Here is a 26,914-nt window from a genome sequence, read left to right on the forward strand (position 1 = left end):
TTATTAACTTTTGGATAATACGGGATATATTGTTTTTTTAAGGTAATAAATAATAGGATGATGGAATATATTCGTAATAAAGTACTGCTAGTATTAGTATTGCTGACTGGTTGCCTTGCTGTGCAGGCTCAGAATATTAACAATAAATTGTGGCAAGATAGCAATGGAAACTATATCAATGCCCATGGCGGCGGCATCTTGTTCCATGAAGGTCTGTACTATTGGTTTGGCGAACATCGCCCCGAGAACGGTTTCACTACCGAAGTGGGAGTGAACTGTTATGCATCTTCCGATTTACAGAATTGGACTCACAAAGGCATAGCACTTGCTGTATCCGAAGAATCTGGAAACGATATTGAACGTGGTTGCATCATGGAGCGCCCCAAAGTGATATATAATAAGAAGACCGGGAAATTTGTAATGTGGTTCCATCTGGAACTGAAAGGCCAAGGCTATGGACCCGCTCGTGCGGCTGTGGCTGTCAGTGACAGACCGGAGGGACCTTACCGCTTTGTTCGTTCCGGGCGGGTGAACCCCGGAATCTATCCTGAAAATATGTCTGAAGCAGACCGGAAGCTGACATGGAATATGAAGAAATATAAGAAGTGGTGGACTCCGGAGTGGTACAAGGCTGTTAACCAAGGACTTTTTGTGAAGCGCGATTTAGAAGGCGGACAAATGTCCCGTGATATGACTTTATTTGTGGATGACGATGGCAAAGCTTATCACATTTATTCTTCCGAGGAAAATCTGACTCTGCATATTGCAGAATTGACAGATGATTATTTGCAGCATTCAGGACGCTATATCCGTATCTTTCCAGGTGGACATAACGAAGCGCCGACCCTATTCAAGAAAGATAATATGTATTGGATGATAACTTCCGGATGTACCGGTTGGGATCCTAATGAAGCCCGTATGTTTTCAGCGTCTTCCATTTGGGGACCGTGGAAGCAACATCCTAATCCGTGCCGCGGACGGAACAGTGAGAAAACCTTTGGCGGACAAAGTACATTTGTATTGGAATTACCGGAGAACCGTTTTATATTTATGGCTGATGTCTGGAAGCCGAAGAGCTTGATGTATTCCGGACACATTTGGCTGCCTATACAGTTTGATGAACAGGATGTTCCGTTTATTGAGTGGACGGATGAGATGAATCCGCTCGGACAATCGGAGTGGAAACAGGTGTGGAGTGATGAATTTAATACGGATGGTCTTCCGGATACAACTGTTTGGAGCTATGATAATGGTTTTGCACGCAATGAAGAAGCCCAGTGGTATCAGAAAGGCAACGCTTACTGCAAAGATGGAAAGTTGATTATTGAAGCGCGAAAAGAGGAAGGGCGTAGAAATCCCTGGTATGAGGCCGGAAGTAACGATTGGCGGAAGAAGCGGGAGTTTATCGAGTACACTTCCTCGTGCATCACAACGTCCGGTAAAAAAGAATTTCTTTATGGCAGATTCGAGGTTCGCGCCAAGATTCCTGTGAGCGGAGGGGCATGGCCTGCTATCTGGACATTGGGCAGCGGTATGGAATGGCCTTCGTGTGGCGAAATCGACATCATGGAATATTATCGCATCAAAGGCGTACCGCATATTCTGGCAAATGCCGCTTGGGGAACTGACCGACAGTGGAATGCCAAATGGAATAGTAAAGCGATTCCTTTTACTCATTTTACAGATAAAGATCCGGCGTGGGCGGATAAGTTTCACATCTGGCGTATGGATTGGGATGAAACGGCCATTAAAATCTATCTGGATGATGAATTGCTGAATGAAATTCCTTTGAGCGAAACTGTGAATGGCACCATCGGAAAAGGGACGAACCCTTTCCGCAAGCCTCAATATCTTTTGTTGAACTTAGCTCTTGGTGGCATAAACGGTGGAGAGATTGATGATAAAGGAATCCCCATGCGCTATGAAATAGACTATGTACGGGTATATCAGAAGCAGTAGAAAAGATGGAAAAGACCAGATTTTCCTGAAAATTATGCATTTTATAGCGGAAATGACCGATAAATATCCTCTTTTGCAATATTTGTAGTAGTTCGTTTTCTTATGAAACGGATATATTTGCAACAATGAAAAACAACTTATATAGAATATCATGAAAACAAGAAAATATCTTTGGCTACTATTGACCGTAGCATTGCTGATACCTCTTAATGTATCGGCCAAAAAGAAACCTGAAAAAGTAAAGACTGATCGTGAATTATGGACAGGCATTCTCTATCAGATGGCTGCACCTGTACTGAGCAATATGAGCGAAGGTAAATTGCAGGAAAATATGATGGTAGAGTTAAGTCCTACATGGGATGGCCGTGATAAACGAGTGACTTATATGGAATGCTTCGGCAGGTTGATGGCCGGACTGGCTCCGTGGTTGTCATTGCCTGATGATGACACGGCAGAAGGTCAGCAGCGCAAACAATTGCGTGAGTGGGCATTGAAGAGTTATGCCCAATCAGTGGACCCGGAAAGTAAAGATTACCTGTTATGGCGCAAGGAAGGACAACCTCTCGTAGATGCTGCCTATATAGCTGAAAGCTTTTTGCGTGGATATGATGCCTTATGGGTTCCATTGGATGATTTGACAAAACAGCGATATATTGCTGAGTTCCAACAATTGCGCCGGGTAGATCCCCCTTATACGAATTGGTTGTTATTCTCTTCAACCGTTGAATGCTTCCTGAAAAAGGCAGGTGCCCAAACCGATTACTATCGTATAACTTCTGCTTTACGTAAAGTAGACGAGTGGTATGTGGGCGATGGTTGGTACAGTGACGGAGAAGATTTTGCATTTGACTATTATAACAGTTTTGTGCTTCACCCCATGTATGTGGAATGCCTTGACGTGATGACGGATGGAGGAAAAAGAAACATCTGGAATGTGAAAGGCGGAAACTTCCCGAAAGCTTTGAAGCGTATGCAGCGTTTCGGTATGATATTGGAACGCTTTGTTTCTCCTGAAGGTGCTTTCCCCGTATTTGGCCGTTCAATTACTTATCGTACCGGTGTGTTACAGCCTCTTGCCTTGTTGTCATTACGTGGCTGGCTACCGAAAGAATTGCCTGCCGGACAGGTGCGTGCGGCAATGACAGCTGTTATTCAACGCATGTTCGGTGATAACCGCAATTTCAATGCGGAAGGTTATCTGACATTAGGCTTTAATGGTTCTCAACCCAATATTTCAGACTGGTATACCAATAATGGTAGTCTTTATTTGGCTTCGCTTGCTTTCTTGCCATTAGGTTTGGCTGCTGATGATCCTTTCTGGACAGATGCGCCACAGCCCTGGACATCAAAGAAAGCATGGGGAGGAGAAGATTTCCCGAAAGATCACGCATATTACGAATAATAATTATGAATAAACGCATTCTTTTTTTCTTTCTGATTCTCCTGGTATTTTCCACTCTCCGGGCGCAACAGTCCCGTCTTGTGGAAGTGGGGAACGGATATAGCCAAACGTCAGTCAATACGACTGTATTCAGGAACAACTCGCTTGTGACACAAGGAGATGAACAGTATATAAGTTATTATGACGGGGACGGTTATCTGGTGCTCGGCAAACGGAAGTTGAATTCTGACCAATGGACGTTACAACGGACACAATACAAGGGAAATGTAAAGGATGCCCATAATATAATCAGCATGATGCTGGACGGAGATGGTTATTTGCATCTGTCATTTGACCATCACGGACATAAACTGAATTATTGTCGCAGCACTGCTCCATATACTCTGGAACTGGGTGATAAAGAGCCTATGACCGGAGTGGATGAGGGAAATGTGACTTATCCGGAGTTCTATCCGTTGAATGGAGGCGATCTGTTGTTTGTTTATCGTTCCGGTTCTTCCGGCAGGGGAAATCTGGTGATGAACCGCTATTCTGTGAAAGAGAAAAAATGGTATCGCGTACAAGATGTCCTGATAGATGGTGAAGATCAGCGGAATGCCTACTGGCAGCTTTATGTAGATGAGCAGGGAACCATACACCTGTCGTGGGTATGGCGCGAAACATGGCATGTGGAGACTAATCATGATCTTTGTTATGCCCGCTCCTATGATAACGGTGTCACGTGGTATAAGGCGAATGGCAAGAAATATGATTTGCCTATTCGTTACAATAATGCAGAGTATGCCTGCCGTATTCCACAAAACTCAGAACTCATCAACCAGACCAGTATGAGTGCAGATGCAAGTGGTAATCCTTATATTGCCACGTATTGGCGCGATCCTGATAGTGATGTTCCGCAATACCGTATTGTGTGGCACGATGGACAAATGTGGCAGAATCGCCAGGTTTCCGATCGTCATACTCCTTTTTCTCTGAAAGGTGGTGGTACAAAGATGATTCCAATTGCCCGCCCGCGTATCGTGGTGGATGGTGGCGAGATATTCTACATCTTCCGTGATGAAGAACGGGGAAGTAGAGTGTCGATGGCACATGCTCAGGCTGTGGGAACTGGAAAATGGACTATTACAGACCTGACAGACTTTGCGGTAGACGCCTGGGAACCCTCGCATGACACGGAACTATGGAAGCAGAAACGCCGGCTCCATCTTTTTGTGCAGCATACTAAACAAGGTGATGGTGAACGTATGGTTGAATTTGCTCCTCAACCGGTATATGTGCTGGAAGTGAATAATTAATTTTTGTGCATATATAATTTACTATAGTGGCAGGCTCCCTTTAATCCTTACTCAGAATGCCTTCTGGGAGGGGGATAATGAGGTTACGACTGAATAGGGTTAAGTATACGACTGAATGGCATTCAGTATACGACTGAATAGGGTTCACTCCGGGACACAATTTCAAGGAGGTACTCAGTAGATCTGAATTTGTCTTCCTTTATGAATAATAACGAGTGGTATAGTAATTAAGTAAAAAAAGAAAAATATATGAAAACATTTTTGGGAAATGTGATACTTTTAGCTTTTTGTCTGAGTGGGCTGTTGGCTTGTGCGGCTCCAAAAGATGAGGCTAAAGAAGTTGTGGATATTATTTATAAAGTGAATAACTATTGGCAGGAACAGAATCCGAAGCATGGGCGTTCATTCTGGGACAATGCCGCCTATCATACAGGTAATATGGAAGCGTTCTTCCTGACTGGAGATACTGCTTTCATGGATTATTCCAAGGCTTGGGCAGAGCACAATGAATGGAAAGGCGCCAAATCGGACAATAAAGCCGAGTGGAAATACAGCTACGGTGAAAGTAATGAGTATGTGCTTTTCGGTGATTACCAGATTTGCTTCCAGACGTATGCAGATTTATATAACATAGAGCCGGATACTCAGAAAATAGCCCGTGCCCGCGAAGTGATGGAATATCAGATGAGTACGGATAAGAACGATTATTGGTGGTGGGCCGATGGACTCTATATGGTGATGCCCGTTATGACTAAACTATATAAGATAACCGGTAATCCGCTTTATCTGGACAAACTGCATGAATATTGGGTATTTGCCGATAGCTTGATGTATGATCCCGAAGATGCCCTGTATTACCGTGACGGGAAATATATCTATCCCAAACATAAAAGTGCGAACGGTAAGAAAGACTTTTGGGCACGCGGAGACGGCTGGGTGCTTGCGGCACTGGCTAAAGTATTAAAGGATTTACCTGAAACAGATAAATACCGTCAGGAATATATAGATCGTTTTCAGACAATGGCAAAAGCTGTGGCTGCCTGTCAACAACCGGAAGGATACTGGACACGGAGTTTGCTTGATCCGGAACATGCACCCGGACCGGAAACCAGTGGCACTGCTTTCTTTACCTATGGTCTGCTGTGGGGTATGAATAACGGCCTTTTGGATAAGGCTACTTATCAGCCTGTAGTAGAAAAAGCCTGGAAATATCTAACGACTGTTGCTTTACAGCCGGATGGACGTATCGGTTATGTGCAGCCTATCGGAGAAAAGGCAATTCCGGGGCAGGTGGTAGATGCCAATTCAACAGCTAACTTTGGAGTGGGAGCATTCTTATTGGCTGCTTGTGAAATGGTACGTTTCTTGGATTGAACATTCGTTTTTAATTGAAATACGAAATGGAGTTTGTTTTGCCGACAAACTCCATTTTTTTATAGATAAGTGGGTAAATCTTTGTTTTTTAATGAAATGACACAAAATTATTCCCTTTTTGCATGATTCGTAGTAGTATATTTCCTTTTTTATGTGTATTTTTGACACCCAATAACTAACGTGAATTTTATGAGGAATACTATGAGACATTTTGCAGTTGCTATTAGTTTAATGTTGGCAATGACATTGCCTTCTTTTTCCCAACAACATCCTATCGTTGAAAAAGATTATGTGGCTTATTTGTTTACCTACTTTACAGGTAACCACATCAGTGAAGAAGCTGTATGTTATGCCGTAAGTATGGATGGATATACATATTGGGCGCTGAATGACGGTAAGCCCGTTCTTGATTCGAAAGTGATCAGTTCGACCGGTGGTGTGCGCGATCCGCATATTCTGAGAAGTCAGGATGGTCATACCTTTTATATGGTGGTGACAGATATGGTATCTGACAATGGTTGGGATTCAAACCGTGCGATGGTGCTGCTGAAGTCCAATGACCTTGTAAACTGGACGCATTCCATCATCAACATGCAGAAACGCTATAAAGGACAGGAAAAGCTGAAACGTGTTTGGGCACCGCAGACGGTTTTCGACCCTGAAGCCGGAAAATATATGGTGTACTGGTCTATGCAGTATGCCGGTGGAGCCGATATCATCTACTATGCGTATGCCAATGACGACTTTACAGATCTGATTGGTGAACCGAAGCCACTCTTCATTCCGGAGAATAAGAAATCATGTATCGACGGGGATATTGTCTATAAAGACGGTGTTTTCCACCTGTTCTATAAGACAGAAGGACATGGAAACGGCATTAAAGTGGCAACCACCCGTTCACTGACTTCCGGCCAGTGGAAAGAAGAACCGGATTACAAGCAGCAAACAAAGGATGCTGTGGAAGGTGCCGGCACATTTAAACTGATAAATCAGGATAAGTATATATTAATGTATGATGTATACATGAAAGGCAAATATCAGTTTACGGAAACTACCGACCTGAAGAACTTCAAAGTGATAGACAGTGAGGTGAAGATGAACTTCCATCCCCGCCACGGAACGATTATTCCTATCACACGCGATGAATTGATCCGTATCACGGATAAATGGGGCAAGCCTGTCGAATTGGGGGCAATACCGAACAATCCTGTATTGCCCGGATTTCATGCCGACCCTGAAATCTTATACTCAAACAAGACAAAGAAATATTATATCTATTCCACAACAGACGGACAACCCGGTTGGGGTGGATGGTATTTCACTGTTTTTTCTTCAACCGACCTGAAGAACTGGAACTATGAAGGCGTTATGCTGGATTTGAAATCCGAACAGGTACCTTGGGCGAATGGAAATGCCTGGGCACCGTGTATTGAGGAAAAACTCATCAAGGGAGAATACAAGTACTTCTTTTATTATAGCGGCAATCCCGCCAAAGGCGGAGGAAAGCAAATCGGCGTAGCAATGGCCGACTCACCTGTCGGACCGTTTACCGATCTGGGACAGCCCATCATTACAGACTCTCCCGTAGGACACGGACAGCAGATAGACGTGGATGTCTTCACCGATCCTGTATCCGGTAAACCTTATCTGTATTGGGGAAATGGCTACATGGCCGGCGCCGAACTGAACAAAGACATGATTTCCATCAAGAAGAAAACACTTACGGTAATGACTCCCGAAGGAGGAACCTTGCAGGATTATGCATTCCGTGAAGCTCCTTATGTATTTTACCGTAACGGACTTTATTATTTTATGTGGTCGGTAGATGACACTGGCTCACCCAACTACCACGTGGCTTACGGCACATCTAAATCGCCGCTTGGACCTATTGAGGTAGCTAAAGATCCGATTGTACTGATTCAGAATCCGGAGAAACAAATCTACGGTCCTGCACACAATGCAGTGTTACAAATTCCGGGTACGGATGAGTGGTATATCGTTTACCATCGTATTAATAAGAACTTCCTGAAAGATGGTCCGGGTACGCATCGGGAAGTATGCATTGACCGTATGGAATTCAATGAAGACGGAACGATTAAACGGGTAGTGCCAACCCTTTAATTATATGACTATTAAAATACCAGAGAAACATTATTTGACCATGAGAAACAAACTGAAGGGATTAACTTTTTTATGTATGGCGGTAGCCTTGCCGCTGACAGCACAGAATGTAACCGTCAGCGGACCTGACGGTAAATTACAACTAACAGTTTCGTGTCCGGAAGGGAAGGAAGCATCGTATTCTCTCACCTATAACGGGAAACAGATGCTGGAATCATCTCCGTTGGGTCTGGAGACCAATGTGGGAGACTTTGCGAAAGCAATGAAACTGACCGGGCATGAAGAAAGGAAAATTGATACCGTTTACACGCAATCGCGTATCAAAGCTTCCAAGATACATTATCAGGCCAATGAACTGGTATGTGCCTTTGTCAATGCAAAAGGGCAGAAGATGGACGTAATCTTCCGTGTGAGCAATAATGACGTTGCTTTCCGCTATACGTTGCCCCGCCAGGGCGAACGGGGAAGCCTTGTTGTGAACAGCGAAGCAACCGGTTTCCGTTTTCCTGAACAGACTACTACCTTCATGTGTCCGCAAAGTGACGCCATGATAGGCTGGAAGCGGACAAAACCGAGTTATGAAGAAGAATATAAGGCGGATGCCCCGATGGATGTCCGTTCGCAATACGGACACGGATATACTTTCCCCTGCCTGTTCCGCGTAGGAGATAATGGCTGGGTGCTTGTCAGTGAGACAGGTGTAGACAGTCGCTATTGCGGTTCGCGCCTGAGCGATGTAACAGAAGGAAATCTGTATACGGTAGCTTTTCCGATGGCTGAAGAGAATAATGGTAACGGAACAGTTGCCCCCGCTTTCGCTTTACCAGGTTCTACCCCTTGGCGTACGATTACGGTAGGTGAGACATTGAAGCCTATTGTAGAAACCACTGTGATCTGGGATGTAGTGGAACCGCTGTATGAGACGGAACATGATTATCAGATGGGGCGTGGTACCTGGAGCTGGATACTCTGGCAGGACGGCAGTATTAATTATGATGACCAGGTGCGTTATGTTGATCTGGCTGCTGCAATGGGGTATGAATACGTGTTGATTGACAACTGGTGGGATACGAAAATCGGCCATAAGCGTGTGGAATCTCTCATCGACTATGCACAAGGTAAGGGTGTGGATGTATTCCTGTGGTACAGTTCAAGCGGTTATTGGAATGATATCGAGCAAGGGCCTGTCAATATGATGGATGATCCGATTATCCGCAAGCGTGAAATGAAATGGCTTCAGGAGCAGGGTGTGAAAGGTATCAAGGTAGATTTCTTCGGTGGAGACAAACAGGAAACCATGCGTTTGTACGAAGGTATTCTGAGTGATGCTGACGATCATGGTCTGATGGTAATCTTCCACGGCTGTACAGTGCCTCGCGGATGGGAGCGGATGTATCCCAACTATGTAGGCAGCGAAGCGGTACTGGCTTCCGAGAATCTGATTTTCAATCAACATTTCTGTGATGAAGAAGCTTTCAATGCCTGCCTGCATCCCTTTATCCGTAATGCGGTAGGCTGCATGGAATTTGGCGGTACTTTCCTGAACAAGCGTTTGAACCGGGGAAACAATGGCGGAACTACCCGTCGCACGACGGATGTATTCCAGTTAGCAACAGCTGTATTGTTCCAGAACCCTATTCAGAATTATGCTTTGGCACCCAACAATCTGACAGATGCCCCGCAAGTTTGCCTGGACTTTATGAAACAGGTGCCTACTACATGGGATGAAACACGCTTTATTGATGGTTATCCTGGAAAATATGCAGTCGTTGCACGTCGTCACGGTAAGCAATGGTATGTAGCGGCTGTTAACGGTACAAAAGAAGTGCTGAAACTGAAACTCGAATTGCCTATGCTGGCAGGACAGACTCTTTCATTCTATAATGATGATAAAGAACTGCAACCTCAGTTGCAAACTCTGAAACTGAAAGCTGACGGCAAATTCCAACTGACCCTCCAACCGCAAGGTGGTGCCGTACTGGTTCAGGATTGGAAAACGAATGAAAAGGAAATGGGAGCCTATCTGTTTACCTATTTCAAAGATGATACACATAGTTTATATTTCGCAGTCAGTGATGACGGATATACATTTACGGATGTAAATAACGGTCAGCCCATTATTGCCGGTGATACGATTGCCGAACAGAAAGGTATCCGTGATCCGCATATCTATCGTGCACCGGATGGTACTTTCTACATTGCCATGACCGACCTGCACATCTTTGCCCAGCAGAAAGGTCTGCGCAACACCGAGTGGGAGCGTGATGGAGCCAAATACGGCTGGGGCAACAACCGTGGTTTTGTCCTGATGAAATCAAAAGACCTTGTAAACTGGACACACCATGTGGTCCGTATTGACAAGACTTTCCCCGGATATGATGAGATCGGTTGTGCTTGGGCACCTGAACTGGTCTACGATGAACATGCAGGCAGAATAATGATCTACTTCACCATGCGCATGGGCAATGCACGGAATATGCTGTACTATGCTTATGTAAACGGAGACTTCGACGGTCTGGAAACAGAACCCCGCTTATTGTTCCAATATCCCGATGCTACCAAATCAGCTATCGATGCTGATATCACGAAAGTAGGTGATAAGTATCACATGTTCTACGTCGCTCACGACGGAACACCGGGCATCAAACAAGCTGTTTCGAAATATATCAACCGTGGATATACTTACCTGCCGGAATGGGTAGATCCGGAGCCGAAAGCCTGCGAAGCTCCTAACATGTGGAAGCGCATTGGCGAAGACAAATGGGTGGTAATGTATGACATCTATGGTATCAATCCTCATAATTTCGGTTTCAGTGAAACCACTGATTTTGTGAACTTCAAAGATCTAGGACACTTCAATGAAGGTGTGATGAAGGCGACTAACTTCTCGTCACCGAAACATGGAGCAGTAATCCACATCACTAAGAAAGAGGCTGAGAAGCTGAGAAAGTACTGGAAAAACAAATAACCCGATAAATAATACCATGAACAGATTGATTAGATTTTTAAGTGTATGTTTACTTCTGTCTTTTGTCTTCCCTGTGCAGGCAAAGGTGGAGGGCGTGACGAATGAACCGAATCAGGTGTACCTCTTTTCCTATTCGAACCGTGATGGACGCAGCGGCCTGAAGTTTGCTTGGAGTCCCGACGGAGAGAAGTGGTTTAGCGTAGCTAATGGATTTGCCTATGTGAATTCCGACTTTGGTCCGTGGGGACGGGCAAAGACTATGTTCAAGCCCCATTTGATGCAAACCCGTGCCGATGGCAAGTGGCATTGCATCTGGGAAACTACGAATACCGGTAAGGCACTTGCCTATGTAACCTCTCCCGACTTGCAGAAGTGGGAAGCACAGAGTTATTTCTCTCCCGAAGAACGCAGTAAGTATGAACCCAAAGATGTGTATCCCACCACTCAGAAGAAGGTGTTGGTGAATGGTTCGGAAGAAGAAGGCTGGGTGCAGGAAGTTCCCTATACTACCGTGCAGCAAATCATTCGCTATGCCGAACATAAGAAATACCGCCAGTCACTGAATGCCGAGCGTACCGAGCAAGACCCTGTACGTTTTGCCAACCTCAAGCCAGTAGAGGCTACCATTCAGGTAAATGCAGGTCAGGCGAAAGAAATCAGCAAGCATCTGATTGGTATTTTCTTTGAGGATATCAACTATGGAGCTGACGGTGGTTTGTATGCCGAACTGGTTCAGAACCGCGACTTTGAATATACCCCGACCGACCGTGGTAACGATCAGAACTGGAATAGTACTCACTCCTGGAGTGTTCAGGGGAGTGATGCTACATTGAGTATTGCAACGGAGAATCCTATTCATCCTAATAATCCCCATTATGCTGTTTTCGATGTGAGTGCAGCTGAACAAACTGCATTGGTGAATGCCGGTTTCGATGGCATAGCCTTGACGAAAGGCGAGAAATATGACTTCTCACTCTTTGGTAAAGTACTTGAGGGTAAAGGAGGCAAGGTACTTGTGAACTTGGTTGATAAAGATGGAACAATTATAGCACAAACTGCCGTAAACGTAACATCTAAAGAGTGGAAACAACAGAAAGCAGTCTTGACAGCCACAAGTGATGCGGCTGCTGCATCTCTGTCTATTGTTCCGCAAGCTGTCAGCAAGTATGCGCTGGATATGATTTCCCTCTTTCCGCAAAAGACCTTCAAAGGTCGTAAGAACGGACTTCGTGCTGATCTGGCACAAACGCTTGCCGACCTGCATCCCCGTTTCGTACGTTTTCCCGGCGGTTGTGTGGCTCATGGCGATGGAATAGATAATATTTATGATTGGAAAGGCTCTATCGGTCCGTTGGAAGCCCGCAAGCCGCTTCGCAATCTTTGGGGATACCATCAGACACGCGGTCTGGGTTACCACGAATACTTCTTGTTCTGTGAAGATATGGGTGCGGAACCCGTACCTGTGCTTGCAGCCGGTGTACCTTGTCAGAACTCTGGTACCTGCGCCCACCATTCCAAGGATGAACTGACTTGCATGGGACAGCAGGGTGGTATTCCGATGGAAGAAATGGATCAGTACATCCAAGATGTTCTCGACCTGATAGAATATGCCAACGGAGATGCCCGCAAAACCGTGTGGGGTAAGAAGCGTGCGGAAGCCGGACATCCGAAACCATTCAACCTGAAGTTCATCGGTATTGGTAATGAGGACATGATTACACCTGTCTTCGTGGAACGCTTTAAGATGATATTCGATGCCGTAAAAGCAAAACATCCTGAAGTTACCGTGATTGGTACTACCGGTCCGTTCTACGAAGGTACGGATTATGAAGTAGGTTGGGATCTTGCTACCGAACTGGGTGTACCGATGGTAGATGAACACTACTATGTAGAACCGGGTTGGATGATTCACAATCAGGAATATTACGACCATTACGACCGTAGCAAAGCGAAAGTTTATTTGGGCGAATACGCCGCTCACCTGCCGGGACGCCCCAATAATGTAGAAACTGCACTTGCCGAAGCTCTCTACCTGACTGCCGTAGAACGTAACGGTGATGTAGTAGAAATGACTTCTTATGCTCCTCTATTGGCTAAAGAAGGCCATACACAATGGAATCCGGATTTAATCTACTTTAATAATGCGGAAGTAAAACCCACAGTAGGCTACTATACCCAACAGATGTATGGTCAGAATGCCGGTACCGAATACTTGTCTTCTACGGTAAAACTGAATAATGGCTGGGATGCCGTGAAGAAACGTGTCGGAGTATCAGTTGTGAAAGACGCTAATACCGGAGATTATATCGTGAAGTTAGTGAATATGCTTCCGGTAGAAGTTTCTTCCCAGGTGAAGTTGGACGGGGTTACTTTGGTAAATCCTTCGGCTACAAAAACGATATTGACAGGTGATCCGAAAGACAGAGGAGCTAAACCTGCTTCTTCTGATTTCAAGGTAGAAGGAAATGACTTTTCTTACTCTATGCCTGCTTATTCGTTTACAGTGATACGTATCCATCAGAATATTGAAAAGAAAAAATAAGATATAATAATGAGAAAGTTAACTGCCCTTTTTGCTTTGTCTCTTGCTTTGAGCATGCAGGCACAACAACATGTAATGACCGTCGACGTTTCTAAACCGACGGCAAAGATACAACCTGAAATGTATGGCATCTTTTTCGAAGATATCAACTTCGGTGCCGATGGCGGTCTGTATGCCGAACTGGTAAAGAACCGTTCGTTTGAATTCCCACAACCTTTCGTGGGTTGGGTGCCTTTCGGTAATGTAACCGTTCAGGATGCAAATCCTTGTTTTGACCGCAATCCTCACTATGTACGCGTAGTGAACGATGGTCGTCTGCTGCGCGCCGGACTGGATAATGAAGGTTACCGCGGCATCGGTGTGAAGCAAGGTGAAGAATATCGTTTCTCCGTTTATGCCCGCACGCCGGATGCGAAGCCGATGAAGCTCTCCATCGAGCTTGTCAACTCCAATGCACAGAATCTGTTGAAGAAAGAAATCGAAGTCAGCGGCAATAACTGGCAAAAGCTGACGGCGGTGCTGAAATCTCCTTTCACAGATGCTCATGCCCGCCTGCGTATCGTCCTCGAAACACGTGGTACGGTGGATATGGATCATATCTCCCTGTTCCCTGTGAATACTTGGAAAGGACGTGAGAATGGCCTGCGTGCCGACCTCGCACAAGCCCTTTATGACCTTAACCCGGGCGTATTCCGTTTCCCCGGTGGTTGTATCATCGAGGGTAACAGTCTTGAAACCCGTTACCAGTGGAAGAATTCCGTAGGTCCTGTTGAAAACCGCCCTCTGAATGAAAACCGCTGGAACTACACCTTCAAACATAAAGCCTTCCCTGACTATTTCCAGACTTTGGGACTTGGTTACTTCGAATACTTCCTGTTGAGCGAAGACCTCGGTGCAGAACCTCTTCCGGTAATCAGCTGCGGGCTCTCCTGCCAGTACGAAAGCAACGAAGTAGTTCCGATGAATGAACTCGATCCGTACATACAGGATGCACTCGACCTGATTGAATTTGCCAACGGGCCTGTTACTTCCAAGTGGGGAAAAGTGCGTGCCGATATGGGACATCCCGAATCCTTCAATCTGAAGATGATCGGTATCGGTAATGAACAGTGGGATAAGGTTTATGTAGAACGTTTGGAAGCTTTCACAAAAGCTATCCGTGCGAAATATCCTGATGTGAAGGTTGTAGGTAGCTCCGGCCCGAGTGCCAGCGGTGATAAATTCGATTATCTCTGGCCCGAAATGAAGCGTATCGGTGTAGACCTGGTGGACGAACACTACTACATGAATCCTGATTGGTTCTTTGGCAATGCGTCACGCTATGACAATTACGACCGCAAAGGTCCGAAGGTTTTCGCCGGAGAATATGCTTCACACGATCATTCCACGAAGAAGGATAACAACTTCCTCGCCGCCCTTTCCGAAGCTGCCTTTATGACGGGACTGGAACGGAATGCGGATGTTGTTCATCTGGCTACTTATGCGCCGTTGTTTGCTCACGTAGACGCTTGGCAGTGGAATCCCGACCTGATCTGGTTCGATAACCTGCGCATGATGCGCACACCGAACTATTACGTTCAGCAGATGTACGGCATGAATGCCGGTACCGATGTACTCAGCCTGAAGATGGATGGCAAAGCAGTAGCGGGGCAGGACAGCCTCTATGCAACAGCTGCACTGAATGCACCTACCGGAGAAATCATCCTGAAACTGGTGAATGCAAGCAGTAAGCCTGCCGATGTTCAGATCGATTTCAATGGTTTGAAGAAACGTCAGTTGGTTGCCGGTTCCTGCACTTACTTACAGAATGACAATTGGCGCACAGTAAATACGCTGGATCAGGAAGCGATTGTTCCCCGTGTACGTCCGGTACAGGTAGAAGGACAATCTCTGAAACTGAAACTTGAACCACGTTCGTTCGGAGTGTACCGGATACAGTAGCTCTTTGAACTCTATTCCCCCTTTTTTGAACTATTATTCACCCTAAAAAAAGTTCATTCACCCTATCTTTGTAGCGGTATGCAGAAAATATTCTTCGTGCCGCTACAAACATACTAATTTTATATCCATGAAGAAACATCTTATTACCGGACTCTTTGCAGCCCTGGCTCTGACTGCCAATGCACAGTCCTTTAAAGAGTGGCTTGATCCGGAAATCAATGCCGTGAACCGTGCTCCCATGCACACTAATTACTTTGCCTATGAATCGGCAGATGCCGCCATGCAAGGCAAGAAAGCCCAATCTACTAATTACATGACTTTGAACGGTACCTGGAAATTCTCTTGGGTACGCAATGCCGACCAACGTCCTACCGACTTTTGGGAAGTAGGTTTCAATGACAAAGGATGGGATAATCTGCAAGTCCCAGCTGTGTGGGAATTGAATGGTTACGGTGATCCTATTTATGTGAACACCGGCTACGCCTGGCGTAATCAGTTCCAGAACAACCCTCCTGAGGTTCCTATAGAGAACAATCATGTAGGTTCTTACCGTCGTGAAATCATTGTTCCTGCCGACTGGAAAGGGAAAGACATCATTGCTCATTTCGGTTCTGTAACCTCCAACATGTATCTCTGGGTAAATGGTCGTTATGTAGGCTATAGCGAAGACAGCAAGCTTGAAGCCGAATTTGACCTGACTCCTTATTTGAAACCCGGACAAACGAATCTTATCGCTTTCCAGGTATTCCGCTGGTGTGATGGAACCTACCTAGAAGACCAGGACTTCTTCCGTTACAGTGGTGTGGGACGTGATTGCTACCTCTATGCCCGCAACAAGAAACGTATCCAGGACATCCGTATCACTCCGGATTTGGACGAGGCATACGAAAATGGTTCTCTGCGTGTGACGCTCGACCTGAAAGGCAGTGGTAACGTAAATCTGGAATTACTGGATGCTACCGGCAAGGCAGTAGCTACGGAAACAGCCAAAGGTAGCGGTACCATTCTGATGAATGTGGAAAATCCGCATAAATGGACAGCCGAAACTCCTTACCTCTATACACTGCGTGCCACTTTGCAAGGCAGCAACGAAGTAATCCCCGTAAAGGTAGGCTTCCGTAAGATTGAATTGAAAGGTGACCAGATATTAGTAAACGGTCAGGCCGTTCTCTTCAAAGGTGCCGACCGTCATGAAATTGATCCGGATGGTGGTTATGTCGTATCTCCCGAACGCATGATCCAGGATATCCAGGTCATGAAGAAATTTAATATCAACGCTGTGCGTACCTGTCACTATCCTGATGACAATCTGTGGTACGACCTTTGCGACCAATACGGTTTGTATGTAGTGGCTGAGGCTAATGTCGAATCACACGGTATGGGTTATCGTGAAAAGACACTGGCTAAACGCACCGACTATGCCAAAGCTCACATGGAACGTAACCAGCGCAACGTACAACGCGGCTTCAATCATCCCAGCATTATTTTCTGGTCATTGGGTAACGAAGCCGGTTTCGGACCTAACTTTGAAGCTTGCTACCGTTGGATCAAGAATGAAGATTCCAGTCGTGCCGTACAATACGAACAGGCACACGGAAACGAGTTTACCGACATCGACTGTCCCATGTATGCCGATTACAAGCACATAGAAAGATATGGCCAGCGTACAGATGCCAAGAAGCCCCTTATCCAGTGTGAATATGCCCACGCTATGGGTAACTCACAGGGCGGTTTCAAAGAATATTGGGATCTGATCCGTAAATACCCCAACCTGCAAGGCGGTTTTATCTGGGATTTCGTAGACCAGTCCGTTCGTTGGAAAGGCAAAGACGGTGTTACTATCTACGCTTATGGCGGTGACTTCAACCGTTACGACGGTTCCGACAAGAACTTCTGTGATAATGGTCTGATCAGTCCCGACCGTGTTCCCAATCCGCACATGTACGAAGTGGGTTACTATTACCAGAACATCTGGACAACTCCTGCTGACCTGAAGAACGGTGAAGTGAACGTGTACAACGAAAACTTCTTCCGTGACCTTTCCGCTTACTATCTGGATTGGCAATTGCTTGCTAACGGTAAAGTAATTCGTACCGGTCGTGTAGAAGACCTCAACGTAGCTCCGCAGCAGACTGCCAGAGTGAAACTGAACATCGGCAAAACCTGCGAATGCAAAGAATGGTTGTTGAATGTAACTTATCGCCTGAAGAACCGCGAAGGTTTGCTCCCTGCCGGATATGCCGTAGCCAAAGACCAGCTTGTACTGAACCCCTACAAGGCTCCTGCTATGGACCTGAAGAATGTGGAAGTTGTGAATACTCCTACCGTTGCTCCTCAAATCCAGGAAAACGACTGGCGTTATCTGATCATCAACGGTGATAACTTCCGTCTGGAATTCAACAAACATACCGGTTACCTGAATCGCTACAACGTAGCAGGCACGGAATTGATGAACGAAGATGCCGAACTGGCACCTAACTTCTGGCGTGCACCTACGGACAATGATTTCGGTGCAGGTTTGCAACAGAAATTCGCTGTCTGGAAGAACCCGGGTCTGAAGCTAACTTCCTTCAAATGGGAGACAGTAGACAATCAGACAGTGGTACGTGCAGAATACGAAATGAAGAATGTTTCTGCCAAACTGGATCTTACTTATGTAATCAACAACAAGGGTGCTGTAAAGGTGACTCAGAAGATGACTGCCGATCCGCAGGCTAAAGTATCTCATATGTTCCGTTTCGGTATGCAGATGCAGATGCCCAAGACTTTTGAAACTGTAGAATACTATGGCCGTGGCCCGGTAGAGAACTACAGTGACCGTAATCATTGTACAGATCTGGGATTGTATCGCCAAAGTGTAGATGAACAATTCTATTCTTATATCCGTCCGCAGGAAACAGGTACGAAGACAGATATCCGCTGGTGGAAGCAACTGAACGATGCCGGACGCGGTTTGCAGATTGTAGCTGACGCTCCGTTCTCCGCATCAGCCCTGCACTATACTATCGAGTCTTTGGACGATGGTTGGGACAAAGGTCAGAGCCACTCTCCCGAAGTGAAAGAGGCTAACCTGACAAATCTCTGCATCGACAAGGCTCAGATGGGCTTAGGATGTGTGAACAGTTGGGGTGCATGGCCGTTGCCACAATATCAGTTGCCTTATGGTGACTATGAATTTACGTTCATCCTTACTCCGGTACAACACGGCATAGAAATTGAATAAGTTATAGATACGCGGACGACGCGGATGAAGCGGACAAACGCGGATTTATGATTATTCCGCGTTTGTCCTCCTTATCCGCGTCGTCCGCGTATCTATCCTCATTATATTAAAAGAACTAATATGAGAAAAGAATTATTGGTGTTTATATTTACCTTGTGTTCTGTCCTTGCATCTGCCCAGCAGAAGGTCCCAAACCGCTTCCGTACCAACATCCCTCTTGATTCCATCCACTTGAGTGACCCCTGCATACTGGCCGATAAGAAAACCTCCACTTATTATATGACCGGCACCGGCGGCCTCCTTTGGAAAAGCAAAGACCTTGCCCGTTGGGAAGGCCCTTATCGTGTAGCAGAAACTGATCCTGACTCCTGGATGGGCCCTAAACCCGAAATCTGGGCAGCTGAACTGCACGAATACAATGGAAAATATTACTATTTCGCCACTTTTACGAATAACGTCATCAAGATTGATACCGTAAAAGGAAACGTCATCCCCCGTCGTGCCAGCCACATCCTGGTCAGTGATAAACCGGATGGCCCTTATAAACCTATGAAAGACCCCACTTACCTACCCGAGAATATGCCTACCCTTGATGGGACATTCTGGGTGGACAGTGATGGCAAACCTTATATGATCTATTGCCACGAATGGCTGCAAAACTGGAACGGTACGATGGAAAAGATTGAATTAAAGCCCGATTTAAGCGGTTCCATCGGCAAAGGAAAGATTCTTTTCCGTGCCAGTGACTCTCCCTGGAGCCGTGAGAAGATGGGGGACAAAGTATTGCCCAACCGTGTAACTGACGGACCATGGCTTTTCCGCACAGGTACGGGCCGGTTAGGTATGATATGGACAAGCTGGGTATTCCAGGACTATACACAAGGCGTTGCCTATTCCGAGAGTGGAACCTTGGATGGTCCTTGGATACAAGAGAAAGAACCGGTCACTCCGCCTAACTTCGGACATGGAATGTTGTTTCGTACTTTGGATGGTGAGTGGATGATGTCGGTTCATAGTCATAAAGATGTGAACGGGCGATATATTCGTATTCCGCACCTGTTTAAAGTCGATTTATCGGGGGATAAACTGAAAATTGACTGATTTATCACCTTTTATGAAACAATTGTGCTACTACTGAATAGAAATTTCACCCTATCTTTGCAACATCGACAATAGGTTATAGATTAACATAAGATTGGTATTAATAAACAAAGGGTAGTTTTTTTAGTTACAGTTTTCAGTAGGTAGTTGTTATAAGAGGCGGACATTCTTTCAGCTAGAAGGGATGTCCGCTTCATCTTTTTATTGCTTCTGTTTTATGTACTCCGACGGTGCCATTCCATATTCCTCCTTAAAGCAAGCCCGGAAATACCCCAAGTCATTGAAACCGCTTGCATAAGCAGCTTCGGAAATGTTTAGTCCTTCTTCCATCAATAAGCGGAGACTGTTTTTCAGTCTTATTTTCCGGATGAACTCATTGCCTGATATGCCTGTTAACCCCTTTATCTTCCGGTAAAGGGTGGAGTGGCTCATGTTCATCTTATCCATCATGAAAGACATGTCGAGCTTGTCTATATCAACGTTCTCTTCTACGATAGAAGTAAACCTGGCCAAGAATTCTTCATCCAGACGACTTAATTTGATAGGCTCCTGTGGTTGTTCCGGCTTCAATTCTTTGGTACGGTTTGCAATAAGGAGTGCCAGTTTCCTTCTTGATTCTAGTAAGTTGTGTATGCGGCTGTTTAGTAACTTGGCACTGAAAGGCTTTGTCAGATAAGAATCAGCACCACTTTCGTATCCTTCTTCTTTATCTTGGATGGAGTCTTTGGCTGTAAGCAGGATAACGGGAATATGACTGGTACATATATCTTCTTTTACCCGTTTGCAAAGCTCTATTCCATCCATTACGGGCATCATAATATCGCTGATGATAATATCAGGTATATGCTTCTGTGCCTGTTCCAAACCCTCTTTCCCGTTGGTAGCGGTTATGATTCGATAATTGTTACTGAAAGAAGAAACAATATATTCCCGGATGTCATCGTTATCTTCTACAATGAGTAACATCGGACGAACATCAGCCTCTTCTTTATCCTCTTCTTCCGATTTTTCCGGTTCAATGAGTTTTTTTTCCATTTTCTCTTCTTTGTGTAGGGCATTAGGATAAGTGTTTTCAGCAAGGAGCCGGAGGGTGAAAGTGGTACCTTTGCCAATTTCACTTTCTACTTGCAGTGTACCTTCATGCAAGTCGGCTAATGACTTGACTAATGCGAGTCCGATGCCTGTTCCTGATGCTTGATGCTTTCCTTTTGCCTGATAATAGCGGTCGAAGATATGAGGGAGAGACTCGGCATCTATTCCGTATCCGGTATCACTTACTGCTATCTCCGTATATTTGTTTTCTTCTTCAACAATTGAACGCATAATGAGCCTGATTTCTCCTTCCGGTGTATACTTTATTGCATTGCTAAGTAGATTGTTCAATATGGTAGAGATGATGTCAGTATCAAAATAAAGTTTTGTTTCCCGGGTGTCGATATTGATTTGGAATGTAATTTTTCCGTTTCGGTTCAGCTCTTTGTAGCGCAATCCAGTCTCAGTGACCAAATTACCTAAGTTTCCTTTGGATACGGTCAGTTTCCGGTTTTGCGTTTCTGTTTTACGGAATTCCAGTATTTGGTTAATCAGGTTTAGCAACCGGATGGCACTACTGTGGATTACTTTAATCTTATTACTATAGAAGGTGGGTATATGGGGATCGTTGACCAAATCTTCCAATGGGCCGAGTATCAATGTTAACGGAGTACGCAGTTCGTGAGTAATGTTTGTATAGAAGCGCAGTCGTTCATTATTAAGTTCTTGTTCATTCTGGCTTTTCTTCTTTTCCAATTCAAGAGAACTTTCCAACAGTAGTTTACGCTTATAGAAGCGAAACCAGAAAAATACGCATAACAATATCAGCAGGATATAAAAGATTTTGGCATACCATGTCAACCATAAAGGAGGATATATATGTATAGTGATGGTGGCAATGTGCGTATCGTCCCATTCTTGGTTTCTCAGTCGTGCTTTCACTTTAAATGTATACTCTCCGGGAGATATGTTGCGAAAGGTCACTTGGTTTTCACCTAAAGTATTAGTCCAGGTGTTTTCCAATCCTTCCATCAGATAGGCGTATTCCACCTGTTGGCTTTGCGAGTAGTCGGGAACGGAGAAATAGATACGGAATGAATTCCGATCATAAGGCAATTTGATATTGCCGTTTGAGGCCAGGATGAGTGTTTCCCCGCTACGACTTTCTATCTGGTTATCAAGCCCTTTACATTCGATAATCTGTACAGGAGCTACTTGTCGCTCAGTAATCAAATTTTCGGGGTTGAAGTAGCAAACACCATTCAACGAACCGAAATAGAGTGTACCGTCTTCTGTACGGCAAGCCGAGCCTTCTATGAAGTTTCCCATAGGAATACCATCCCGATAATCGTAATTATCGAAGTTTTGTTTCTGCTTGTTCCAGCGGGAGATGCCGTCGTTGGTGCTGAGCCAGATATTGCCCGATGCATCTTCCTGGATAGTGCGCACAAAAGTGTCTTCAAGTCCTTGTTTATAGCCATATAATTCAAACTCTCCGGGATGGGATGTATCTTTAATGTAACCGATTCCATTACGCGTAGCAATCCAAATGCCACCTTGATTGTCCATGTGAAGGTGGTTTATTGCATTAGAGCAGAAGTTAGTGCTTGTATTCAGTTTGGCAACCGTCTTATTGTTGCTGTCGAAGATGGCTATTCCGCCTCCATAAGTTCCTATCCAGAGTTTCCCTTGCCTGTCGCGCAAGATACCGTATACCGACTTGTCCGGTAACAGGGCATCCAGTTGGGTCTCTTTCTTCAGTTGTCCGTTGGCATACGTGTATATGCCGTATTCTGCACCTATCCATATGGTGCCGTCCGTGTCCTTGAAGAAAGTGATGATGTCCACATTCTCCATATCCAGTGGAATGCGTTCGATGCGTTCACTACGGATGTCGAACTTCAGCAGGCCATCATCGTATATGCCAAGCAGCAGAATACCGTTCCCGGCATTGATTATGGAGAATACTTGGCCGTAAGGTCTTGACAATTGTTTGGAGATATTGATGCTTTTCAGGAACTCATTATTCTTGAACAGGCTGATTTCGTTCTCGCCGCCTATCCATAGCAGGTCGTTCTCATCTTTGCAAATGCCCCAGACGGGTTTGTGCTTCAGGATGTTTCCCTTCTCGGTCATATAGGGAAGGACGTGGAATACCGGTTGTGTGTGACTGATAAAGTCTACTCCGCTACTGTAGTTACCTATCCAGATGTTTCCGAAGGAATCTTGCAGAAGATTGCGGATATTTCCGGATGAAACGCCATTCTTACTGTTATCTGCCGTTATGTTGTAGAATTGCACACTCTCAGGATTTCTGAAAGTGATGCTATGTAAGTCCAGTATGCTGATGCCACCAATGTCACTGGTGATCCATAGACTGCCGTCGTTCATCTCCTTGATGGCATAAATATGGTCTGCAATCAGTGAATGCGGATTGCGTGGCTCATGCCTGAATACGGTGAACTCTTCGGTCTTCGGGCTGAAGAGTCCAAGCCCGCGATTGGTTCCTACCCAGATGTTTTCCAGATGGTCTTTATAGATAGAGTAGACACTGTTGCCGGGCAAGCTCTGCGGATTGTTGGGATTATTACTGAGCGTATGGCTGGTTTTATTTTTCAGGTCTATGATGCTCATCCCGCCTTGCGCATGTCCGATGTAAAGAAAACCTTTCCCATCGTCGAAGGTACACCAGTTTGAACTGCTCAGTCCGGTGATTCCTATGTCGGGAAGTGTGGTGAATGTCCGATTCTGTTTGTCATAATGTATAACGTCCCCATTATGTGGAGTAATCCATATTCCACCGTCGGAAGCGTGCGAAAGGTGTACGATGTTATCAATATGTATGCTTTCTTCTGGCACATAATCATGAAACTCGTAAGTGTAGCAATCCAGTTTGTTGATACCTTTGAACTTGCCGCCTATCCACAGACTGTTTTCCGCTTCGTCGTATAGCAGCACGTTGAGCGCATCACTGTTTAGCTGTGAGCTGTTACTCTTATATGTGGTGAAGCTACAACCATCAAAACGGTTCAGTCCAAGTTCCGTCGCTATCCAGATGCAACCTTGTCGGTCCTGCGCAATGTCTCGTACATAATTGTTCGACAGTCCGTCCTCGATGCCGAGATGCCGCAAAATGTAAGGTTGCGCCATGCCGTTGGCGGCAAGTAGCAACAGGATGAAGAGGGGAAGACAGATACGTGGTCGCATATTCATTGGAATTCTGATTTCTCTATGCAACAAAAATAAGATAAATCGGGCAAAATCGCTACTGAAGAAGATGGTTTTGCTCGATTTGTCCCTGCAATTTGGTGAATTTACCCATTAATGTATACCTTGTGTGTCTCCAGTCCCGGGGCTGTAATGCCTCCTACGATGATGCTCCGTGCGTTTCGGCGGGTGGAATCTTCTTCGCCTGTTTCCCGTTCTTTGTCTTCGCGCAAGGCGAGTGCAGTGACAAAGGTGCCTATGCCATCCAGCTTTACGGACTTTCCTTGTCCCATTTGGTAAGCCAGTTCATCAGCCAGTTCCTGTAATAGTCCGGCAACGGCACCTTTGCTGAATGAACTTCTTTGGGATAGAACTCGTGCAATGTATTCCGTGTCGGCTTGTCCGCGCTGCATGAGGCGTGGATAAAGCATGCGTTTTCCTTCTTTGTTGGGCAGGTTCTCCCCTGTCTTTCTAATTTGCGAATATATATTTGCAGGCAAAATTTACAAATTTGTATTCGATACTGAAAACTTTTTCTTGGGATAATAGTAACTTTTTGATGAGAAGGAAGAAACTATTCTGTTAAGGAGAAATACCCCCCGTGGCGGTTGACTGTTTTCCCCTTTCTATTCTCCCGATTTGCCTCTGCTTGTTTTCGGATAAACTTGTTACTTTTGCCTGTCTCTTCATTCTACTGAAATTTATTAATCAGATAAATATGAAAACCATGAAATCAAACCATTCAGGACACAAAACAAAGGTTCGCATGAAATCTTTTATCCTATTCACAATGTTGCTGTTGCTGTCTTCGGGCGGGATGGCAAAGGAGAAAACATCTCAAAAAAAAGTAATCTCTTATGTAGATACTTCGCTCAACGGTTCGCAGAAATATGTATTGAGGGTAGATGGAAAACCATTTTATATGACCAATGTACAGGTACGTTTCGACAAGTTGCGCTATCGCTGGAATTGGGATATAGCCACTTGTGAAAGATTACTTGAGCAAACTGCCGCACTGGGATTCAACACCCTTTCCATTCCTATCCACTGGTACGAGGTGGAGCCAAGTAAAGATCATTTCGACTGGACAACGCTGGAGCTTTACCTCAATCTGGCACGGAAATATAATTTTAAAGTGGAAATGCTTTGGTTTAGTCAGAATAGCGGAGGACATGTGCAGTGGTTGAAACCTGACCAGTTGCGAACGCCTGATTATGTGATGCACTCTCCCAAGGCAGGTGATTTCCAATCTTTCTCTACAGAGGGAAGTTCGCGCCAGACCACCAGTGATTATACCATACGAAGGGATATATCAGATTATTCTCTGGATCTTGGTGATAAGAAACTGAGGGCGCGTGAAGCTTATGTGCTGGGTAAAGTGATGGAACACATTGCCCAATGGGATTTGGATAATGACTCTCCGCATACTGTGATAGGGGTGCAGCTGGGAAATGAAGTGCGTAGCTACCCGTCTGCGACAATTGTGGAGTATATGAGTGAGCTGGGACGTGCCGTCAAGGAGTCCTCTTATCCTGTTTGGACACGGATGAACTGCACTTATGTCGATATACATTCTGTGCTGTATAGTAATGAACAGTTACGTTCCACGGTTGGCACTTATATTGACTTTGTAGGTATTGATACTTATCGCCATCACTTCGGTACGGAAGATTCGTATGCTGAAAGTGTACGGACAAATGTTCCTTATATGGGAAAGAACTACCGTATGATAATGGAAATAGGTGCCGAGATTCCCAATATAGCTCAGTTGCAACTTGCAGCTTTGTCGGGCAATAATAACTTTGATTACTATGAGTTGTGCGGTCCTGACGATCATGGCATCTTTATTAAAGATGAGAAGAACGAATTTGCTCCACGTGGTGCCTATCTGGAAGATGTGAGGCTGGTGAACCGAATGTTGAATAGCGTCATGACGGATGTTGCACTGAATGCCAGTGGATATGGGCTTTTCGTCCATAATTGGAAAGGAGATTCGTTGATGCCGACTACGGGTGTTGAAGGTATCACCTTTAAACCCGGTTATATCAATTCGCAGGCGCTCAGCATCATCCGTAGCGGTAGTGAAGTGGTGCTGGCAACTTCCAAAGGCGGTGTTTTCTCTTGGCCTGATTCGCTGGAATTTATTTCGACAAGCAGAGGATACTTTGATACGAACAACAAATGGGTGGACGAAGGTGCTTTGGAACTGAAGAATAATAAGAAGATAACTTCATTGAAAGCCGATGCCGGTTGGACTATACGTTTATTGCGTAAGGCGGAAGCTCCGATGCCTGCCGTCATCCGACAAGCAGAACTGACAGATGTGGGTGGCGGTGTAACCATGGAAGTCGATATAGAAAACGCTTGGGGCTTTTCCGGTTCCGGTTATTTGGTGTTTCCACTTTCGGGCGGATATGCTACCTGGAAAGAGGTGGATGGACTGACGGGCGGCAAGAGAACCCTTGCCTTGCGCTATTCCAACGGAAGCACTCAGGTGCGGACCGCCCGCTTGAATGTGAATGGCAGCCGTTTCACCGTTCAATTTAAACCTACCGGTGCATGGAATGCTTATCGGTGTGCCGAAATATCTGTTGAACTTCGTCCGGGGGCGGATAATACCATTACTTTAGAATCTACTTGGACGGGTACGGGCTATGTAGATGAACTGCAAATATATTAAAAACAGGAAGGGGTAAATTCGTCATGCCCGTTTTATCATGTGTTTTGCCCGATTTACCCCTTCTTTCAT

At 45.3% G+C, this 26,914-nt stretch carries 13 protein-coding genes; 11 read left to right on the plus strand and 2 right to left on the minus strand.

Going from position 1 to position 26,914, the window contains the following annotated elements; all coding sequences use genetic code 11:
• Positions 1-57: 57 nt before the first annotated feature.
• From DW182_RS18755 to DW182_RS18800, 10 genes are all read left to right on the plus strand, one after another.
• Positions 58-1,959 carry a family 43 glycosylhydrolase gene (locus tag DW182_RS18755; protein WP_370449831.1) on the plus strand — a complete coding sequence of 634 codons (1,902 nt, stop codon included), beginning with the start codon at positions 58-60 and terminating at the stop codon, positions 1,957-1,959.
• A 151-nt stretch (positions 1,960-2,110) separates the two neighbouring features.
• The gene (locus DW182_RS18760) at positions 2,111-3,361 is read left to right on the plus strand and encodes a DUF2264 domain-containing protein (RefSeq protein ID WP_007660079.1); all 1,251 of its coding nucleotides are present in this window, start codon (positions 2,111-2,113) and stop codon (positions 3,359-3,361) included.
• 5 nt (positions 3,362-3,366) lie between these two features.
• Positions 3,367-4,656 carry a BNR repeat-containing protein gene (locus DW182_RS18765; protein ID WP_007660078.1) on the plus strand — a complete coding sequence of 430 codons (1,290 nt, stop codon included), beginning with the start codon at positions 3,367-3,369 and terminating at the stop codon, positions 4,654-4,656.
• A gap of 249 nt (positions 4,657-4,905) precedes the next feature.
• Entirely contained in the window at positions 4,906-6,030 is a 1,125-nt protein-coding gene (locus DW182_RS18770; protein WP_007660077.1) for a glycoside hydrolase family 88 protein, read from the plus strand.
• A gap of 231 nt (positions 6,031-6,261) precedes the next feature.
• Entirely contained in the window at positions 6,262-8,151 is a 1,890-nt protein-coding gene (locus tag DW182_RS18775; protein ID WP_233564190.1) for a family 43 glycosylhydrolase, read from the plus strand.
• 40 nt (positions 8,152-8,191) lie between these two features.
• Entirely contained in the window at positions 8,192-11,119 is a 2,928-nt protein-coding gene (locus tag DW182_RS18780) for a glycoside hydrolase family 97 protein (protein WP_118296490.1), read from the plus strand.
• A gap of 16 nt (positions 11,120-11,135) precedes the next feature.
• Positions 11,136-13,661 (plus strand): alpha-L-arabinofuranosidase C-terminal domain-containing protein, encoded by a 2,526-nt coding sequence (locus DW182_RS18785; RefSeq protein WP_118296491.1) that lies wholly within the window; start codon positions 11,136-11,138, stop codon positions 13,659-13,661.
• 9 nt (positions 13,662-13,670) lie between these two features.
• A complete protein-coding gene (locus DW182_RS18790; protein WP_115503546.1) occupies positions 13,671-15,602 on the plus strand; it encodes an alpha-L-arabinofuranosidase C-terminal domain-containing protein in 1,932 nt (643 codons plus the stop codon).
• A gap of 127 nt (positions 15,603-15,729) precedes the next feature.
• A complete protein-coding gene (locus DW182_RS18795; protein ID WP_118296492.1) occupies positions 15,730-18,825 on the plus strand; it encodes a glycoside hydrolase family 2 TIM barrel-domain containing protein in 3,096 nt (1,031 codons plus the stop codon).
• 120 nt (positions 18,826-18,945) lie between these two features.
• Entirely contained in the window at positions 18,946-19,926 is a 981-nt protein-coding gene (locus DW182_RS18800; protein ID WP_115503548.1) for a glycoside hydrolase family 43 protein, read from the plus strand.
• A 201-nt stretch (positions 19,927-20,127) separates the two neighbouring features.
• Here DW182_RS18800 and DW182_RS18805 read toward each other — a convergent pair whose 3' ends face one another.
• The gene (locus DW182_RS18805; protein ID WP_115503632.1) at positions 20,128-24,165 is read right to left on the minus strand and encodes a two-component regulator propeller domain-containing protein; all 4,038 of its coding nucleotides are present in this window, start codon (positions 24,163-24,165) and stop codon (positions 20,128-20,130) included.
• A 107-nt stretch (positions 24,166-24,272) separates the two neighbouring features.
• A complete protein-coding gene (locus tag DW182_RS18810; RefSeq protein WP_225663093.1) occupies positions 24,273-24,665 on the minus strand; it encodes a hypothetical protein in 393 nt (130 codons plus the stop codon).
• Between the two features lie 266 nt (positions 24,666-24,931).
• On the opposite strand from DW182_RS18810, the gene DW182_RS18815 reads away from it, so the two are divergent.
• Positions 24,932-26,845 carry a DUF4978 domain-containing protein gene (locus tag DW182_RS18815; RefSeq protein WP_158580819.1) on the plus strand — a complete coding sequence of 638 codons (1,914 nt, stop codon included), beginning with the start codon at positions 24,932-24,934 and terminating at the stop codon, positions 26,843-26,845.
• The last annotated feature ends 69 nt before the right edge of the window (positions 26,846-26,914 follow it).

The organism is Bacteroides sp. AM16-24, assembly GCF_003471885.1.
Taxonomy (GTDB): domain Bacteria; phylum Bacteroidota; class Bacteroidia; order Bacteroidales; family Bacteroidaceae; genus Bacteroides.